A 19,623-nucleotide genomic window follows, 5' to 3' on the forward strand; every position below is an offset into this window, starting at 1 on the left:
CAGGGTATACCTATCTATATCGCGTAGCTGGAATTGATATTCAAAGAATTACTGCATTAAAAACTTGAATTTTCCAATATTTTTCAATGCTGTGCCTGTACCACGTACAACCGCACGAAGAGGATCTTCTGCTACGTGAACAGGAAGTTTTGTTTTGGCCTGAATACGTTTATCCAAACCTCTTAGTAATGCCCCTCCTCCGGTCAGGTAGATACCGGTCTGATAGATATCTGCTGATAATTCGGGTGGAGTTATTTCTAATGCTTTCAGGATTGCTTCTTCAATCTTCGAAATAGATTTATCCAGACAATGCGCAATCTCCGTATAGGAAACAGTGATTTGTTTAGGAATACCGGTCATCAGGTCACGTCCCTGTACAGCAAAATCTTCAGGTGGCTCCTGTAATTCAGGAAGAGCAGCACCAACTTCAATTTTGATTTTCTCTGCCGTACGGTCACCGATCATGATATTGTGTTGTCTTCTGATGTATTGTACAATGTCAGAATCAAAATTATCTCCGGCAACACGGATAGACTGATCACAAACGATACCTGATAATGCGATGACCGCAATCTCTGTCGTACCACCACCGATATCGATGATCATATTACCGACAGGTTCTTCTACATCGATACCTATACCAACGGCTGCTGCCATAGGTTCGTGAATCAGGTATACTTCTTTTGCTCCTGCAATTTCTGCAGAATCCCTTACAGCACGTTTCTCGACTTCTGTGATTCCGGAAGGGATACAAACGACCATTCTAAGAGAAGGGAAAAACCAACTTTTTCCGTTGTTTACTAATTTTACCATTCCTCTGATCAGATGTTCAGCTGCTGTAAAATCAGCGATAACACCATCACGAAGAGGTCGTACGGTTTTTATATTATCGTGAGTCTTACCTTCCATCTGCATTGCCTGACGACCAATAGCAATTACTTTATTGGTAGTGCGGTCAAATGCAACGATAGAGGGTTCGTCTACTACTACTTTGTCATTATGGATAATCAGGGTATTAGCTGTACCCAAATCGATCGCAACTTCTTGCGTAAACCAGTTAAATAACCCCATTTAGTGAATTTTAAACGATTTTTTATTAATATGCAAAACTACTGAAAAATTATCAATCTCTGTGTACAATGAAAAAAAATTATTTGGTTCAAAATGAACCGAAAAGAATCTTTTGATAGGTATTAAATCGTTAACGGAAAAGAGATGATTATCGTATAATTTTACTGCTTTTTTTATTGTTAAAATTTAAAAAGGCCCCTGTTTTTTAATATTAGTTGTTAAGTAAACTAATCGTTTACTGATAATCCTTATTAGGATTATTTGTGCTGTCCGAGATGTTGACTTTTTAAATCGCTTATAAATTAAAGAGAGCTGCAATTTGCAGCTCTCTTTAATTTATTTTGCTCCCGGAGGGCAATACGTTTTGAGAAATTTGGTGAACAAAGTTGATAAATGCCGCGTTGTTCCTGCTCCTTCATTGATGGAATGGCTGCGGTTTGGGTAGGACATCAGTTGAAATTGTTTGTTATATTTTACCATTTCGTTGATATATACCTCTGTATTCTGGTAGTGCACATTATCATCTCCTGTTCCGTGTATGAGTAATAAGTTTCCTTTTAGGTTTTTGACATAAGATACAGGAGATCCTTTTATAAAGTCTTCTTTATTTTCCTGTGGCAACCCCATGTAGCGTTCCTGATAGATATTGTCATAAAACAACTGGTTTGTTACGGGAGCAATGGATATTCCGGTTTTATAGATATCGGGATATTGTCCGAGGAGGTTGAGTGTGGAAGATCCGCCTCCGCTCCATCCCCAAACGGCTATACGCTCCGGATCTACAAATTTCCATTTTAATATCTCTTTTGCACCCATGGCCTGATCACGAATATTGAGACGGCCGATATTTCTGTAGATAGATTTACGCCATACTCTGCCTTTCGGAGCCGGTGCACCACGGTTTTCCAATGAAATATAGATGTATCCGTCATCCGACATATTACCTGTATATAATGGATTATATCCGGTGTAAGTATCATCTGTTACTGTTTGCGCTGCAGGTTCTCCATAAACATAGAATACAACCGGATATTTTTTATTCGGATCGAAGTTTTTTGGTTTTACCATCCACCCGTCTAATTCAATGCTATCCTGCGTTTTAATTTTGATAAATTCCACATGTGTGGCAATTCCTTCTTTAACAGACTTTGGTTTTACAATTTCTTTATGTTCCGGAAGGCTTACTATAGATCCTGTGGAACTAAACGTCGTGCTCTTGCTGTTGAAAATAGCCAGTTTGCCATTGGAAGAAATCGTATAGGTGTTTGTTCCTTTATATGTCGCCGGAGTTACACGGCTGGACTGCCCGCCATTCAGGCTGATTTTGTACAAAAACTTTTGAGTTGCATTTGTCGGAGAAGCGGAGAAATAAATAAGATTAGCTTTCTGATCAATATTATCTAGTTGTATAACATCATAGTTTTCTTTTGTAATCAGCGTTTCTTTACCCTGAAGGTCGATTTTATAAATTTGTCTCCATCCGTTTTTTTCGGAGAGCCAGATAAATTCCTCGCCATTGTTGATCCAGTCCCAACCGCTTGGGTCTCCGTTATTCCAGCGGGCTTTAATATCTATCCATGCTTCGTCAGTTTCCTGGTGAATGGTTTTGGAAGTCGCATTTACAGCATCGCACACGATAATTTTGCTTACATTTTGTTTGCGGTTAAGCTGTTGGAGTATAATAGATTTGGAATCCAGTACCCATTCCATTCGGGGAATATAGTGCTGGATGTCATCTCCTTCAATACCGGCTTTTTGGGTGCTTCCATCTGATATATTATAAAACCAAATTGTACAGGAAGAAGGGTTCATACCTACTTTAGGATATTCTACCGGAATGGTGAACGAATACAGGCTATCTGTATTGTTGATCATCAGGAAGTTACGTGTTTCTTTTGCGTCTAATTTCCAATAGGCGATTTTTGTTCCGTCGGGTGACCACCGAAATCCGTCCTGGCATCCGAACTCTTCTTCATAAGCCCAGTCAAATGTACCGTTGATAATACGGTCTGTGCCGTCTTTGGTTATAGCGTTGTATGTATGGGTAGAAAGATCTTCTATGTAGATATTATGCTTAGATACATAAGCGACTTTTTTGCCGTCAGGTGAAAATTTTGCAAACATCAGAGAGGATGCAGGCAATCCTTTGCCCAGTTGAATAAGTTGCTTGCTCTTTTTGTCAAATATCCAGTAGTCTCCTCTCGTATTATCCCGCCATACACGTTGCGTATTGGCGAACAGTAAAAGACTATTGCCATCAGGAGATACCTGAAAACTCTGGACTTCTAACGCTTCGGCCGAATCTTTTGGGATAAGGTCCTGTGTGGTCAGAAAGGCTTTATTCTGATCCGGGTGAAGAAGATCTACCATATCAATTCCCTTGGGAGAGAATGAATAATAGGCATTGCCATCTGCCGTCCATTGCATTTTTTGAGCAAAACTATTATGGAGTAAAAAGATGCAAAATATGGATAAAAAGTATTTGGTGAATTTTATCATAAAATAAAAAATTATGCTGCTAATTGTTTGATCTGTAGTTTTCAATTTCCTCTGCGGTTTTAATGAGTTCCGGACCTAATAAGCGATGACCGTCTACTGTGATCAGGAAATCGTCTTCTATACGGACTCCGCCGAAATTGCGATATTCATTTACTTTATCATAGTTGATAAATGTGCTGTTTTTATTTTCTGCCTGCCAGATATCAATGAGTTCAGGAATAAAATACAGACCAGGCTCAACGGTGACTACATGACCAGTTTTCAGCGGTTTACCCAGGCGAAGTGATTTAAGTCCGAAAGTAAGGGTATCTTTTGGTTCGTCTGGAGTATATCCCACATATTGTTCTCCGAGATCTTCCATATCATGTACATCCAGTCCCATCATATGCCCGAGTCCACATTGAAAAAACAGCGTGTGAGCATGTGCTTGTACGGCTTCTTCAGCGTTGCCTTTCATTAATCCAATGGATTTCAGTCCTTCAACAAGGCTAAGGGAGGCTTTAAGATGAATATCTTTGAAGTTTGTGTCCGGAGCGAGTGCATTTCTTGCATTCGTAAAAGACTGCAATACTATGTTGTAAATTTCTTTTTGTTTGGTGGTGAATCGCGAATCTGCAGGGAATGTGCGGGTAAGATCACCTGCATATCCCATCGCTGTCTCTGCACCGGAATCATTCAGAAAAAGATCTCCGCTTTTAAGTGTATGCTGACGATAATGATTGTGCAGTATTCCGCCATTGATAGTTACAATAGGCGGATAAGCCATTTCACAGCTCTGATCAGCAGCCAGATGCTGGATGGCATTGGCAATTTCAAATTCCCGTATTCCCGGTCTGACCAGTCGCATAGCTAAGAGATGCATTTCAGTAGAAACGCGAATGGCTTCTTCTATTTCCTTAATTTCCTGATCCTCTTTGATCTCTCTTTGCTTTACGACAGCTGTTATAAAGGGTACTGAAGGTTGAATAGCACCTACGGAAATCCTGAATAGTTCTGTAAGTAAGATCATGTTGGAAGGTTGATAAGGAGGGAGATAATGTACAGTACGATTCTTGTTTTCCTGCAGATAAGTAGCTAATGCGGAAAAAGGACGTGTCTCACTGATCCCGGAACGTAGACTTTTCTCTTTTAATGTCTCCTGTTTACCCATCCAGACGATATCATCGATACTTAATTCATCTCCGAATACAATTGTTTTATCTTCATCAATATCTATAATTGCAGCCAGACGGGGTTCTTGTATCCCGAAGTAATATAAGAAAGTACTGTCCTGTCGAAATCTGTAGGGGTTGTGTTCGAAATTTATCGGATTTTCAATATTCCCCAAAAACAGGAGAATACCATGGCCAATATTTTTCTTTAAGACATTTCTTCGTTCCTGATAGGTATGCGCTGCAAACATATAGTTGTTGTTTAATACGTTAATTTAATACAGGATGATTTTCTCATCCTTTACATTTTGACTTTGATATAATAATTAAAGGTATCGATATCAATATTTTGCTTTGTCAGTTCCGCAACAGGTATGGGTTTAAACTGCTGATCAAACGTGTATTGTTGTTTTACTTCTCCTTTTTTACCGATAGCTACCGGCATTTTGAAATCTTTGACTTCACTGATCCACCGGGCTGCGGGCAGACCTTTATTGTTCCAAACCACTTCCAGGGTCGGAATGCTGGTATGCTGTACATACTGCTCAAAAACTTTTGACAGATCTATACCCGATTCACGAGATACATAAGATGTGATATCCTGATAATCTACAGTTTTATGATAAAATTTTTTGTTTAATCCTCTGAGGATTGCACGCCATTTTTCATCATTATTTATCATGGAGCGGATCATATTATGTAATACTCCACCTTTAAGATACATATCACCCGATCCTTCTTTATTTACATCATACGGGCCTTGCATTGCTGTATCATTCAGTATACCCCTGCGATTGCCGTTTACATACTCCTGGCTGGCCTGTTTGCCATAATGATAGTCAATGTATAATGCTTCGGAATAGTTTGTGTAGCTCTCATGGATCCAGAGGTCAGCGACATCTTTGGCCGTTATATTATTTCCGAACCATTCGTGACCTGACTCGTGGATAATGATAAAATCCCATTTCATTCCCCATCCTGTGCCGGAGCTTTCTGTGCCCAGATAACCGTTTTTATATTTATTCCCGTAGGCAATGGCGCTCTGATGTTCCATGCCCAGATGGGATGTTTCGACAAGTTTGTATCCATCTTCATAAAAAGGATAGGGACCAAACCAGTGTTCCAGGGCTTCAAGCATGGGTTTGACATTTTCACCAAAGTGCTTTTCAGCTATTGTTTCATTTCCACGGAGGACATAATAATCAATATCCAGTTTACCGTTTTCACCCTGATAGGCATCCTGCAAATGTACATAATCACCTATATTCAATGCCACATTGTAGTTGTTGATTGGGTTAGAAACGCTCCAATGGTAAGTTGTATATCCGTCAGTGCCCTTTTCTACGCCTTTAAGTCTTCCATTTGAGACGTTCATTAAAGAGGAGGGAACTGCAACCGAGATCAGCATACTGTCTACCTCATCCGATAGGTGATCTTTATTGGGCCACCATGCACTGGCTCCCAGACCCTCACATGCAGTTGCTATCCACGGATTCCCGTTTTTATCCTTTTTCCAGTCGAATCCACCATCCCAGGGAGCACGTTTAGCCTCAACTGGATTGCCGGAATAATAAACCTCAAAGGAATCCTGATTTCCTTTTTTTATAGTTTGCGGAAATGATATAAAAACAGCATTATATTCTCTTCTGAAAGGTAAAGTCTTTCCCTGATACACAACTTTGTCAATAGTGAGGTTTTCAAAGAGGTCAAACTGTAGGTCTTTGAAGTCCGTCACTGCCTTGAACCGGAAGAGATTGCTGCCCGAAACAGATTTTTGCTCAGGATTGACTTTTATGTTAAGATGATAGAATTGCACATCATAACAGGTACGTAAGGGGGTAAGCTTTCCGCGTAAGGAATCAGCCCGGGTAAAACTGTTTTTAGGGTGTAAAAGTTGCGAATAAGAATGTAAGGAAAACAACAATAACAGCAAAAGAATAGGGTAGCGCATAACCGATCACAAATTGATCTATAAAAATAGCAAAAGAACCTGAAAAATAAAGCGCTTAAATTCCCCTTGAAATTTTTCTGTTTGTAAAGAATTCGCTGATTTCTGTGACCGAACGTGCATTAAGACAGTTTTCAGCAGATACTCCTCCTTTACGTGCTACGTAGACACCATAGTGCATATCCAAAAGTCCTTCTGTACGGTGTGCATCCGGATTGATGGATAGCAATACACCTTTTTCGATAGCGTACCTGTGCCATCTCCAGTCCAGATCTAACCGCAGGGGATTGGCATTAATCTCGATGACCACCTGATTTGCTGCACAGGCATCTATTATTTTTTTGAAATCCAAAGGATATCCCGAGCGGCTTAATAATAATCTTCCTGTAGGATGCCCCAGAATAGTGGTGTAAGGATTTTCGATTGCTTTTATTAATCTGTCTGTCGCTTTCTCTTCATCCATTTTGAGATTGGAATGTACGGAAGCTACTACAAAATCGAATTGAGCAAGTATCTCATTCGGATAATCGAGAGATCCGTCCGAAAGAATATCAGATTCAATACCTTTGAAAATACGGAATGGAGCCATTTTTTCATTCAGTGCATCTACTTCTTTCCATTGTTGTTCCAGACGATCTATAGACAGACCGTTGGCATATACAGCCGTACGGGAGTGATCGCAGATGCCAAAATATTCTAATCCCAGATCCTCCTTACAGTATCGCGCCATTTCAGCCAGGCTATGTACACCGTCACTATATGTAGAGTGATTGTGAACGGTTCCTTTTAATTCTTCAAAAGTGATAAGCTGCGGAAGTGTACTGTTTTTTGCTCTCTGGATTTCATCCAATCCTTCTCTAAGTTCGGGCTCGATATAGGCTAATCCCAGCAACAGATAGATCCCGGCTTCTGTAGAAGCTGTGGGAAGTGGCTGTTGTATCGCTTCTAATTGTTGGATATGGAGTTCTGAACCTGTAGTTATTAAAAGTGTTCGCGCAAAATTTTCGGAATCTGTATTTAAAAAACTAAAAAGGAAGCCATTGTTATCTTTTGCGTCTATCCGATCTGGATCTTGTTGCTGAATCTGCAGATCAGGAATCGTAGCTAATACTTTTTGCAGCTCTTCTGTTGAAGCGGACAGCAAAAAATCCACACGATCTAATATTTCAACTTTTCTTCTGAAAGCTCCGGTATAAGAAAGCGCTGTGTGTTCAGGTAGGGCGAACCGTAATTTATTGAGAATTGCTTCTGCAGACGGCAATACTTTTGCATATAAAAACCAGCCTTGATTGGCAATGGAAAATTCTATATTTTTCTTAATGTCTTCCTGTGTTTTGAGACCGAAGCCTTTTGCCTCTACCAGACGGTTTTCGTTGCAGGCATAATACAGTTCTCCTACAGATTCAATACCGAGTTCTTTCCATATGATCAGTATTTTTTTTGGTCCCAGACCTTTTATCTGAAGCATATCCAATAATCCGGGAGGCGTATTGGCGATCAGCTGATCCAGTTCTGTAAAGGATCCAGTCTGAATAATTTCCTGAATTTTTTCTGCCGTGCCTTTGCCGATTCCCTGTTGAGCACTGAGATCTTCAACAGTCGCTGTAGCTGCAGCAAAGGGCAATTTGTCAATTTTAAAAGATGCGGAGGCCATTGCTTTAGCCCTGAACGGGTTTTCATTATGAAGTTCCATAAGCTGACTTCCCAGCTTAAATAGCTTAGCAATGACCTTGTTATCCATATCTTAAATATTGTTTTATTCTGTAAGTGCCGGTTTTTTTTCTTCTGGTTTCGGCCGTTCATATTTATTAATGATCAGGCGGATTCCACCATTCATGGTAAAGAATTTGATGGACCAGTTGACGAAAGTAACCAATTTATTTCTAAATCCGAAGATGGACATCAAGTGAACGAACATCCATACAAACCAGGCGAAGAATCCCTGAAACCGGATTTTACCCATATCTACGACAGCTCTGTTACGACCTATTGTAGCCATCGAGCCTTTGTCAAAATAGCTGAAATTTTCAAGAGGCTGATCATTAAGCAGGTGCATGATCTGATGTGCTACGAATTTACCTTGCTGTTGTGCAACAGGTGCGACACCCGGTAACCCTCTTGGAAGATCTTCTGTAATCATAGCAGAGACGTCTCCGATAGCGAATACATTTTCCAGACCTTCGACTCTGCAGGTTGCATCTGTTTTGATGCGATTGCCACGCTGGATAATATCTTTTTCCAGACCTTCTGGGAATTGTCCCATGACACCTGCTCCCCAGATAACCGTTTTGGTATCAATACTTTCTCCATCGCTGAAAGAGATCGTATTTCCATTATATCCTGTTACCTGCTTGTTTAACAATACTTTTACTCCTAATTCTTTCAGATATGTTTCTGCTTTTTCGGATGCCTGCGGAGATAATGCAGCGAGGATCTTGTCCTGCCCCTCTATCAGGTAGACATTCATTTCCTGAGTAGATAACTCAGGGTAATCTTTTCTAAGGATATTATTACGGATCTCGGCGATTGCTCCTGACAGCTCTACACCGGTAGGGCCACCACCGACAACGACGAAGTTGAGGTAAGGAGCACGCTGTGTAGCAGTTTCTTTCAGGACTGCTGCTTCCAGATTTTGAAGAACATAACTTCTGATGTTAAGTGCTTCGCGTATACTTTTCATCGGAAGAGAGTATTTGGCTACTTCCTGGTTTCCGAAGAAGTTTGTTGTAGCGCCTGTCGCAACAACCAGATAGTCGTAATCGAAATCTCCGACATCTGTTCTTACAATTTTAGTATCGGTATCAATATGCGATACTTCTGCTATTCTGAATTTAAAATTTTCCTGCGATTTGAACATCTTCCGTAACGGGAAGGAAATGGCATCGGCTGCAAGTGTTCCGGTGGCGACCTGATAAAGCAGGGGCTGGAACGTGTGATAGTTATTGCGATCCAGAAGTAATACTTCTACATCTTTGTTTTTGAGGTGTTTAGCAACTTCCACTCCACCAAAGCCACCGCCTATGACGATAACTCTTGGAAAACTTCTCTCTGAACGACTGCTTAGCATATTAGTTGTTTTATCTTTATTCTATTAACTTTTGCAAGTTTTTGCAAATATCTTAAATTTTATTGCAGTAAACTAAATTATTTGCAACTAACCTTGTACACATGCGATAAAGAGATCTTTAAAGAAGGCAGATTAACAACGTGCGTTGATCGAAAAGACAGAAGCACTTTTTGCCTGTTTGTATATAAGTCTTTTTCAATCAAGGGTATTCTTAGTGTACAAAGTACACAAATTTAAGAATAATAATTAAAAAGGCTTATTGTAAGGTCCCTTTTATTTTTATTCGTAGCCCGTCATTTTCATTGCCTAGTCTGATCTGACAGGCAAGTCTGCTCTCATCATCCGCATCTGGTAAGGTATCCAGCATATCCAGTTCCTGATCCTGTGGTTCGGACAGGTTTTCAGCTCCATCCAATATCTGCACATGACAGGTCGCACACAATGCCATCCCTCCACAGGTGGCCAGAATCTCGTATTCTGAAGCCTTCAGGATCTCCATCAGGCTCAGATTTATATCTGTAGGAATCTCTACATCTTTTACTGTGCCTTCCCGGTCTTCTACATAAATGGTGATTAAATTATCCATGTGATTTGATTAAAATGCATTTACACCGTTTACTGTTGTATATTTAAATGAAAGTTTCTGATCTGGATATACATATTTAAAAGCACTCTGTGCCATTAATGCTGCTTCATGATATCCGCAAAGAATAAGTTTTAATTTTCCCGGATAGGTATTGATGTCTCCGATAGCAAATATCCGTTCCACATTAGTAGAATAATCAAAGGTGTCTACAACTATTGCATTTTTATCTATATTAAGCCCCCAGTCTGCAATAGGCCCTAACTTAGGACTTAATCCATACAGTGGAATAAAGTGTTCGGTATGGACCACTATGGCTTCTTTTTGCTTGTTTTGTAAATGCACTTCCTGAAGAGTGCCGTTTCCCTGTAAGGCCACCAGATTATGAGAAAGCAACAGGTCAATTTTTCCTTCATTGGCCAGTTTGTATACTTTCTCTGCTGAGTCCGGAGCTCCGCGGAAACTGTCGCTGCGGTGTACCAGCGTAATGCTTTTTGCAACATCGGCCAGGAAAATTGTCCAATCCAGTGCTGAATCACCTCCGCCGGCTATCAGGATATTTTTATCTCTGAAACGTTCCGGATCACGGACCATATAATGTACGGAGTTGTGTTCAAAAGTATCCAGATTCTGAATTTCAGGCTTACGGGGTTCAAAACAACCCAATCCTCCGGCAATCACGACAACCTGACAATGGATAACTGTTCCCTCAGAACCAATTACATGATAAGAACCATCTTCCTGTTTATTCAATCCTTCTACACGTTCTCCTAAAGTGAAGGTAGGGTGGAAGGGCGCTATCTGCTCCATCTGATTATTGATCAGCTCCTGTGCATTTATAGCAGGATAGCCGGGAATATCGTAGATTGGTTTGTGCGGATAAATCTCTGAAAGCTGACCGCCTACCTGTGGGAGGACATCTATCAAATGGCATCTCATTTTTAATAAGCCTGCTTCAAATACTGCAAATAGTCCCACCGGACCAGCTCCGATTATACAAATGTCAGTTGTTATCATAGCTATCTATGTTTAAGTTATCGTGTATTTTATTAAGTATTCGGGTGAAATGTTTGAAATCCTCATCTGTCAGATTATCCCAGGCCTTGGTACGGATCTGTGTGATGTGAGGAGTTAATGATTGTACTTTACTGTTGCCCAGATCCGTCAGTTTAAGATAAAGAGAGCGTCTGTCGGTGGGATGATTGTGACGTTCGGCCAATCCTTTCTTGATCAGCAAATCCACAATCCGGGTCAGTGTAGGCTGATCTTTACCGCATTTTTCAGCCAGTTCCTTTTGTAACAGATCCGGATGTTCAAAGAGTGTCTTTATAATTGTCCATTGATCCACTGTAATATCGAATCCCTTTTCCGTAAAAGAGGATTGTGCGTATTGCTTGACCTTTTTCGCAGTCCGGTCCAGGATAAATGAATATTCGTTGAATTTTTCGTTTTGCATAACAATATTTAGTACAACAAATATATGAAAGAATACATTAAGTTAAAACCATTTTTGTTAGTCCATTGTCAATATTGATGATAAAAAAAGAGGGCTTTCATCATTGATGAAAGCCCTCTGTATGGTACTAAGTTATGTGCTTGATTATGGTCTTGCAGGCTCTACTTTTTTAAGATCTGCTTTTTCTGCCATGTGGCGTCCTTTACGGAAGTCATATACAGAAGGTGCTGCAAGGAAAATTGAGGAGTATGTTCCTACTACGATACCGATAAGGATCGCAAAAGAGAATCCACGGATTACTTCACCTCCGAAGATAAACAATACGGCCAATACGAAGATAATGGTCAGTGACGTAATGATCGTACGGCTTAATGTTGTGTTAATCGCATGATTTACAATATCACTCATTTTTTCATTATGGCTGTTTGGCTTGTTTACGTACTCTCTCAGTCTGTCAAATACAACTACCGTATCATTTACGGAGTAAGCAATTACCGTTAATATCGCTGCCACAAAGTGCTGGTCGATATCCAGAGAGAATGGTACGATACCATCTAACAGAGAGAACAAACCTAATAAGATAACCGCATCGTGGATAGTTGCAATCGCAGCTCCTGCAGAATACTGCCATTTGCGGAAACGGATCAGAATGTATGTTGCAATGATAATAATCGAGAAGATAGCTGAATAGGTAGCTCTTGATTTGATATCATTTGCAATTGACGGTCCTACTTTCTGTTGTGAAAGGATTTCATGTTTGTTTCCTCCAATCTTAGACAAACCAAGGTTCAGTTTATCCAATACATCTTTATCTACGGCATCACTGGTTTCGTCAATCTTGTATGTAGTCGTAATGCGAACCTGATTTTCACTTCCGAAAGTTTTTACCTCAGTTGTTTTCTGGAATACTTCATCCAGATTCTGACGTACGCTTTCCAGATTAACAGCTTTCTCGAAACGTACTGTATACGTACGACCTCCCTGGAAATCTACCCCAAGCGTAAAGCCTTTTGTAAAGATAGATGCCAAACAGATAATAGCAGCAATAATCGATACAATATAGAATTTCTTACGGTTTTTGATAAAGTTGAAGTTTGCATTTCTCAGCGTATTCGCAGACCAAGGGTAAGATACAGAGATCTTCATGTCTTTATCCAACATGAATTCAAAGATCAGACGGGAAATGAAAATTGCAGTAAACAATGATGTAACGATACCTAACATCATTGTTGTTGCAAAACCTAAGATCGGTCCGCTACCTAAGAAGAAGAGTACAATACCTACAAGGAAAGTTGTGATCTGTGAATCGAGAATAGACGGCATCGCATGTTTGTAACCATCCGCAATCGCCTGACGCATAGATTTACCCAGACCCAGCTCTTCCCGGATACGCTCATATATCAGTACGTTGGCATCTACCGCTGTACCCATAGTCAATACGATACCTGCAATACCCGGTAAGGTAAGTACGGCATTTAAGGAGGCTAATACCCCTAACAGGAAGAATACGTTGACAATAACAGCAATATTTGCTGCCCATCCTGCACGGTTATAATAAACAACCATGAAGATCAATACCACTACGAAAGCAATAATGGCAGAGTTTACACCCGCATCGATTGCTGCCTGACCTAATGAAGGACCTACAATAGCCTCTTCAACGATCTTAGCTGTTGTAGGAAGACGACCTGCCTTTAATACGTTTGCTAAATCTTTTGTATCATCTGTTGTAAATGATCCGGAGATCTGTGAACTTCCGTTTGGAATTTCTTCATTTACATTCGGAGCAGAGTAAACAACATTATCTAATACAATAGCAATAGCTTCTTTATTTTGAGCTGCTTTTGCCGTGATTTTGCGCCATTCGCGTGCACCTTCATTATTCATCTGCATCGATACCACAGGTTGATTTGTCTGTGGAGCGATGTCATTTTTTGCATCTGTAATCACATCACCTGTCAATACCGCACCGTTATCAATACCTGACGGTCTGATTGCATAAAGCGATAATGCATTAGGTGAATTTTGTTCAGGTTTTACTGCCCAAAGAAGTTTCAGGTTAGCCGGAATAATAGATTTTATCTCCGGTTTTGCTAATAAAGCGTTTACTTTTGCAGTATCTTTCAGTTCCGCAATACCGACCATGGGGCCCGGTACTAATTGCATCTGGTTGTTTGGTCCCATAGCAACTGACGGTCTCAATACAGCAAATAACGGATTTTCTTCACCCAATTTTGCGTTTACAGCAGCTGAGTCAGATTTTCCTTTGCCGGCACCCAGATTGGCTAACAGATTTTCTTTCTTAGTTGTATCTGCTTTTGTTGTATCAGCAGGGGAAGATTTTTGTGCTTTCAGGGTAGCCGCTAATGTTTTGTTAACATTCTCCAAAAGTGGATATACCTGGAAATTGCTATGTGTTTCATAGAATTCCAGTTTGGCAGATCCCTGAAGAAGTTTGCGTACACGTTCCTCATCGTTGACACCTGGAAGCTCAATAAGAATACGGTTTGTTCCTTGTTGAATCTGGATATTCGGAGATGCTACTCCGAATTTGTCAATACGGGTACGAAGTACTTTATATGAATTCTGGATAGCATTATCCGCTTCTTTTTGCAAGAAATTAGCTACTTCTTTATCAGAGCTTGTCGCTTTGATTAAGGTAGAATTAGATTGTGTAGCAAAAAATGAAGCTAATGGAGTGCTTGCTCCGCTGGATTTGTAGTCTTCGATAAATAAATCAACTAATGATTTATTGGAAGATCTGCTTTTCTTTACAGCATTTCCTAATGAAGTGTTGAATTTTTCATCTTTCGGATTGTTCGCTAAGTTTCTGATCAATTCGTCTAATGAAATTTCCATTGTCACGTTCATACCGCCTTTTAGGTCAAGACCTAAAGCCAGTTCTTTGGCTTTGACTTCTCTGTACGTGTATTTCGCTACTCCCAGATTGTATACAACCTGTCCAGCCATCGAATCTAAATAAGCCTTTTCTTTCGTCATGTCACCTTTGGCGAATGCCTCAGCGTCTTTTTCTACTTTACGGCTCACAAAAGTGAATGATAGGGAATAGAGGCATGCTAACGATACCACTATCACCAAAAATTTAATCAGCCCTTTACCTTGCATTGTCTATTTTAGTGTATTAGTTTGATATATAGTATATTTATAATTTACTCCGGTTGTATTACATTTTACCAAGAATGGCAAAGGTATAAAATTTTTGTATAATGAACCCGACATGATTAAAATAATTATCAAAAGCAAGAATTATCGACAATTTTGTTTGTAAAAGCTTCTCTATTTGTTGATAAACAGATGTGTGGAACTGTAAGCCGGGAAATATAAAAGAGTATTCGGCTTTTTATTATGGAGGAGAGAGGGGGAAACAAAAAAGAGCCTGACGGGTATCCGTCAGGCTCTGCTCAATGATTTGATATTTTCTATTTCAATGTGTATTTGATACCTAATGAAAATTCAGAAGCATCAAAATCACTATTGTGATTTAACTGCCAGTAAGGCTTCCAATCTACGTGAAGACCGATAGGAGCACTAGGGATTTTGAATTCAAGACCTGCCTGAGGACGTAAAGCGATTGCAGTGAAATCATCGCTACCAGCATCGATAAACGAGATTTGAGGACCAACACCTACATACCATCCCAAACCGTTAGTACCACGGAAAGGTCTTGCATACTGATAATCTGCACCAATACCTACAACATTATCACCGAATAATACTTGAACCTGACCTTGATTAGTTCCTCCAAAAGAAGTTTTGTATTGTACTCCAAATGCATCAAATGGTGAATCAAATACAACTCCTATAGCCGCTCTTTGCGGAGACTGTGCTTTTGCTTCTTGGGCACCTAATGCCAAAACAGCTGCTGCTGCAAAAGAAAGTAATAATTTTTTCATAATAATGTTATGTTGTTTTTCTGTTAAATTACGATCAACACTTTGCAAATAGCTTGCCAAAAATCATGATTGATACATTTTTTATGCAGAAATTGTAATCAGGCAATCATCATTTGGTTGTCAATTATAAAAAAACGTTTTACAATCCGAATATTATTTGTAATTTTGCCTGGCAAATAGAAACTCCAACACGTATTTGCCATGCAATTAGATCCACAAAAATTCGTAGCAGAAGGTCTTACCTACGACGATGTATTATTAATCCCCGCTTATTCTGAAATTTTGCCGCGTGATGTAGACACGAGCACATATTTGACTAAAAAAATCAAGTTGAATATTCCTTTGGTCTCTGCCGCTATGGATACGGTAACAGGTTCTGACTTGGCTATTGCTATAGCACAGGCCGGAGGTATCGGCATGCTGCACAAGAATATGACAATTACAGAGCAGGCTGCTGAAGTCCGTAAAGTAAAACGTTCAGAAAGTGGTATGATTCAGGATCCGGTTACGTTGCTGGAAACAGCTACTGTAGGTGACGCATTCAAAATAATGAGTGAGCACAAAATCGGAGGTATTCCTATTATAGACTTATCGGGTAAACTGGTCGGAATTGTAACAAACAGAGATCTGCGTTTTCAAAAAGATATGAAACGCCCTATCAGCGAATTAATGACCCGGGATAATCTGGTTGTAGCTCCTGAAGGTACGGATCTGGTGCAGGCTGAACTGATACTTCAGAATTATAAAATTGAAAAACTTCCTGTTGTCAATGAAGAAGGATTTTTAAAAGGACTGATTACCTTTAAAGATATCCAGAAATATAAACATTACCCTAATGCTGCGAAAGATTCCCATGGTCGTCTGCTGGTAGGAGCTGCAGTAGGAGTGACTCCGGACACATTGGATCGTGTAGATGCTTTGGTAAAAGCTGGTGTTGATGTCGTGACTATTGATACTGCACATGGTCATTCAAAGGGAGTAATAGATAAACTTAAATTAGTTAAGTCAACATACCCTGATCTTCAGGTTATCGTCGGAAATATTGCCACCGGAGCAGCAGCAGCTGATCTGGCAGCAGCAGGTGCCGATGCTGTAAAAGTAGGAATCGGTCCGGGTTCTATCTGTACCACACGTATTATAGCTGGTGTAGGTGTACCACAGTTGTATGCTGTTTATGAAGTTGCCAAAGCACTTAAAGGTACGGGAGTTCCTTTGATTGCTGATGGTGGTATCAAGCAGACAGGCGATATTGCAAAAGCGATAGCAGCAGGAGCAAGTACTATTATGGCCGGATCACTGTTTGCAGGAGTAGAAGAAGCTCCGGGAGAAACGATTATATATGAAGGACGTAAGTTTAAATCATATCGTGGTATGGGATCTATTGAGGCTATGGAAAAAGGATCAAAAGATCGTTATTTCCAGGATGTGGAAGATGATATTAAAAAACTGGTTCCGGAAGGAATTGTAGGTCGTGTTCCTTATAAAGGTACACTGGCAGAAGTTGTATATCAATATATCGGAGGTCTTCGTGCATCAATGGGATACTGTGGAGCGGCAACGATTTCGCGTCTTCAGGAAGCGCAGTTTGTGAAAATTACAGGAGCAGGACTTCGCGAGTCGCATCCGCATAATATTTCGATTACAAAAGAAGCTCCTAACTACAACAGCAGAGGCTAATTTCTGATCGGAAAAAATATTAAAAACGGGCATTCAATTTTTGGATGCCCGTTTTTATTGACCACATTCTTTGTTTTTTAGGATATAAATGGTTAAATTGTAAATCGTTAACTATTTTTATTACATCACTTAACAATATAATAATATGGGTAAAGGAGATAAAAAATCAAGAAAAGGGAAAATTATTATGGGTTCGTATGGTAACAAACGCCCTCGCGGATTTCAAGCAAAAGCTGTGGTTCCGGAAGCTACAGAAGCCGGAAAACCTGCAGCAAAGAAAAAAGGTAAAGAAACTGCCTGATACACGTTCCGGGATTTATTGTCGGTGTGAGAAAGACCAGTATACTTCGTTCAAGTATGCTGGTCTTTCTTTTTATAATCTCCTTCCTAAACCGACATTAAAAAAATAATCAGTTCTGATTTCGCTGTTGACATACTGTTGTCATTGACCCGGATTAACTTTGAATCATAATCAAAACAGGAGAAATATGAAAACAAATGAAATCATCAGCAAAGAAGAATTATTGAAACACTGGCAGGGACACCGCAGTCTGACACGCCGGGTTATAGAAGCATTTCCGGAAAAAGATTTGTTCGAATTTAAAGTAGGTCCTATGCGTCCATTTTCATTAATGGCTCAGGAGCTGATCTCCATCGCCGGTCCTGGATTAAAAGGTATAGTGAATAGGGCAGAAGAGCCTTACAGCGAAAAAATAGACCTGAAAACAAAACAGGAAATTCTTGACGAATGGGACAAAGTAACCAAAGATGTAGATCTGTACTTTAACAAGATTAAAGAAGAAGATTTTCACGATACCTTTAATCTTTTTGGTGAGTACAAATCACCTATATATGAAAATCTTCTTTATTTTATTGATAATGAGATTCATCATCGCGGGCAGGGGTATGTGTATCTCCGGGCTCTAGGAATTCAGCCTCCGCCATTCTGGGAGCGATACTAATTTGTTGTTTTATATAAAGAAAGCGGTTCACTTGTGAACCGCTTTCTTACTTTTGGACAGATTTAAACTGCTTATCGCTGACAATCAGCTGTCCATATCTTATTTTCTTTTGTGAAAGCTATAGTTAGTTTTCCTGCATCAATACGGATCAAAGCTCCTTCTGCTGAATTTATATTAACCAGAGTGTTATCTCCTTTTTTCTCAAACTCTACTCCTTTAAGATCCGGAATATCATTGTTAAAGTAAAAAGTATAGGAATTACCTAATTTCTGTACAGTCACTGTTCCATCAGCCAGCGGTTTATTGTTTTGGCTGTTTCCAAGATCAGTATAGGAAATTTTACCATTGTACTTCCCTACGAAGATATCATTGTCAGCCGGATCATCATCTTTACTACATGCTGAAAATATAGCAACAGTGAACACTAACAGCCCCAAGATCTTAATCATTTTTTTCATAGTGGTAACGTTTTTATGTTTGTTAAAGATTCTGTTTATATGCAGAATAAAGGACAAACCCGGTGCCAAAAACGGGAGGTAGGAAGTAATGTGGCTGATTAACAGTCTGATGTGGTTAGGCTTATTTGATGAACCCGGCGACTATGTTAATGGTCAGAGCGACCACAAAAGTATTCAGTGCAAAGGAAAGTAATCCGTGAAAGAGTGCCACATGTCTTATCTTTTTACTGGATATCTCTACATCTGAAACCTGGAATGTGCATCCTAAAACAAAAGAAAAGTAAGCAAAGTCAAGATAATCGGGCTTCTCTGATCCCGGAAAGTCAAGACCTCCTGCTTTCTTGTCGTCATCATTGTAGTAGAGCCGAGCATAATGAAAAGTATAAATCGTGTGTACAAGTGCCCACGAGGCAATCATGCTGGCTACAGCTATTCCTATATTGCTGATATTGAGAGAAGGGTTATCTGCCGGAGATTCGATTACAAATAATACCGCAAAAAGACAGGTGAAAGAGGCTAATAAGATAAATAAAGTGACTACAATCCGGCTTCCGTCCTCGATTGTGGCTAGTTTAATAATCTTCCGAATCGGCATGGTATAAAAAGTTGTCCAGGCTATGACCAGGTAAGTCAGCGAAAAAGCCAGCCAGCTATACAGGAACTGAACCATTATGTTTTCATTCCTCGGTAATACAAAAAAAACAAATACAGCGATTACCAGTGCGATCAAACCTCTGTGTATGGGTCTCAATTGGTGAATAAATAATTCTTTGGGCTGCATATTTGTTGAAATAAAAGATTTCCCATCCTCTTTTTCAGTTCTGCTGATGGAGAGGA

Annotated in this window: 16 protein-coding genes; 3 read left to right on the forward strand and 13 right to left on the reverse strand. The window is 39.8% G+C overall.

The window, feature by feature from the left end:
- Nucleotides 1-48: 48 nt before the first annotated feature.
- From B4B65_RS08680 to B4B65_RS08730, 11 genes are all read right to left on the reverse strand, one after another.
- The gene (locus tag B4B65_RS08680) at nt 49-1,071 is read right to left on the reverse strand and encodes a rod shape-determining protein (protein ID WP_002993616.1); all 1,023 of its coding nucleotides are present in this window, start codon (nt 1,069-1,071) and stop codon (nt 49-51) included.
- Nucleotides 1,072-1,407: 336 nt separating this feature from the next.
- Nucleotides 1,408-3,570 carry a S9 family peptidase gene (locus tag B4B65_RS08685; protein WP_293915116.1) on the reverse strand — a complete coding sequence of 721 codons (2,163 nt, stop codon included), beginning with the start codon at nt 3,568-3,570 and terminating at the stop codon, nt 1,408-1,410.
- A gap of 19 nt (nt 3,571-3,589) precedes the next feature.
- Complete coding sequence (locus tag B4B65_RS08690) at nt 3,590-4,972, reverse strand: aminopeptidase P family protein (protein WP_293915118.1); 1,383 nt, start codon at nt 4,970-4,972, stop codon at nt 3,590-3,592.
- A gap of 50 nt (nt 4,973-5,022) precedes the next feature.
- A complete protein-coding gene (locus B4B65_RS08695; RefSeq protein ID WP_293915120.1) occupies nt 5,023-6,672 on the reverse strand; it encodes a M1 family metallopeptidase in 1,650 nt (549 codons plus the stop codon).
- A 55-nt stretch (nt 6,673-6,727) separates the two neighbouring features.
- Nucleotides 6,728-8,410, reverse strand: coding sequence for a DNA polymerase/3'-5' exonuclease PolX (locus B4B65_RS08700; protein ID WP_293915122.1), 1,683 nt, complete (start codon nt 8,408-8,410; stop codon nt 6,728-6,730).
- Between the two features lie 15 nt (nt 8,411-8,425).
- Nucleotides 8,426-9,736, reverse strand: coding sequence for an NAD(P)/FAD-dependent oxidoreductase (locus tag B4B65_RS08705; RefSeq protein WP_293915124.1), 1,311 nt, complete (start codon nt 9,734-9,736; stop codon nt 8,426-8,428).
- Between the two features lie 256 nt (nt 9,737-9,992).
- Nucleotides 9,993-10,322 (reverse strand): 2Fe-2S iron-sulfur cluster-binding protein, encoded by a 330-nt coding sequence (locus B4B65_RS08710; protein ID WP_201680079.1) that lies wholly within the window; start codon nt 10,320-10,322, stop codon nt 9,993-9,995.
- 9 nt (nt 10,323-10,331) lie between these two features.
- Complete coding sequence (locus B4B65_RS08715) at nt 10,332-11,336, reverse strand: NAD(P)/FAD-dependent oxidoreductase (RefSeq protein WP_293915126.1); 1,005 nt, start codon at nt 11,334-11,336, stop codon at nt 10,332-10,334.
- On the reverse strand, nt 11,323-11,775 hold the full coding sequence (locus B4B65_RS08720; protein ID WP_293915128.1) for a MarR family winged helix-turn-helix transcriptional regulator: 453 nt from the start codon (nt 11,773-11,775) through the stop codon (nt 11,323-11,325). Before B4B65_RS08720 ends, B4B65_RS08715 begins: the two co-directional genes overlap by 14 nt.
- Before the next feature lie 144 nt (nt 11,776-11,919).
- Nucleotides 11,920-14,901 carry a protein translocase subunit SecDF gene (secDF, locus tag B4B65_RS08725; RefSeq protein WP_201680076.1) on the reverse strand — a complete coding sequence of 994 codons (2,982 nt, stop codon included), beginning with the start codon at nt 14,899-14,901 and terminating at the stop codon, nt 11,920-11,922.
- A gap of 314 nt (nt 14,902-15,215) precedes the next feature.
- On the reverse strand, nt 15,216-15,689 hold the full coding sequence (locus B4B65_RS08730) for a hypothetical protein (RefSeq protein ID WP_201680075.1): 474 nt from the start codon (nt 15,687-15,689) through the stop codon (nt 15,216-15,218).
- A gap of 201 nt (nt 15,690-15,890) precedes the next feature.
- Here B4B65_RS08730 and guaB point away from each other — a divergent pair, with 201 nt between their 5' ends.
- The 3 genes from guaB to B4B65_RS08745 all read left to right on the forward strand — a co-directional run bounded on the left by guaB (nt 15,891) and on the right by B4B65_RS08745 (nt 18,328).
- On the forward strand, nt 15,891-17,366 hold the full coding sequence (gene guaB, locus B4B65_RS08735) for an IMP dehydrogenase (protein ID WP_201680074.1): 1,476 nt from the start codon (nt 15,891-15,893) through the stop codon (nt 17,364-17,366).
- Between the two features lie 145 nt (nt 17,367-17,511).
- Nucleotides 17,512-17,667, forward strand: coding sequence for a 30S ribosomal protein THX (locus tag B4B65_RS08740; RefSeq protein ID WP_201680073.1), 156 nt, complete (start codon nt 17,512-17,514; stop codon nt 17,665-17,667).
- A 187-nt stretch (nt 17,668-17,854) separates the two neighbouring features.
- Nucleotides 17,855-18,328 (forward strand): DinB family protein, encoded by a 474-nt coding sequence (locus B4B65_RS08745; RefSeq protein ID WP_201680072.1) that lies wholly within the window; start codon nt 17,855-17,857, stop codon nt 18,326-18,328.
- A 71-nt stretch (nt 18,329-18,399) separates the two neighbouring features.
- Here B4B65_RS08745 and B4B65_RS08750 read toward each other — a convergent pair whose 3' ends face one another.
- Both B4B65_RS08750 and B4B65_RS08755 read right to left on the reverse strand, forming a co-directional pair.
- Nucleotides 18,400-18,786: a hypothetical protein gene (locus B4B65_RS08750; protein ID WP_201680071.1), complete on the reverse strand. Its 387-nt coding sequence runs from the start codon at nt 18,784-18,786 to the stop codon at nt 18,400-18,402.
- Between the two features lie 121 nt (nt 18,787-18,907).
- Entirely contained in the window at nt 18,908-19,567 is a 660-nt protein-coding gene (locus tag B4B65_RS08755; protein WP_293915131.1) for a DUF1345 domain-containing protein, read from the reverse strand.
- Nucleotides 19,568-19,623: the final 56 nt, after the last annotated feature.

Source organism: Sphingobacterium sp. UBA5789 (assembly GCF_002418355.1).
GTDB lineage: Bacteria > Bacteroidota > Bacteroidia > Sphingobacteriales > Sphingobacteriaceae > Sphingobacterium.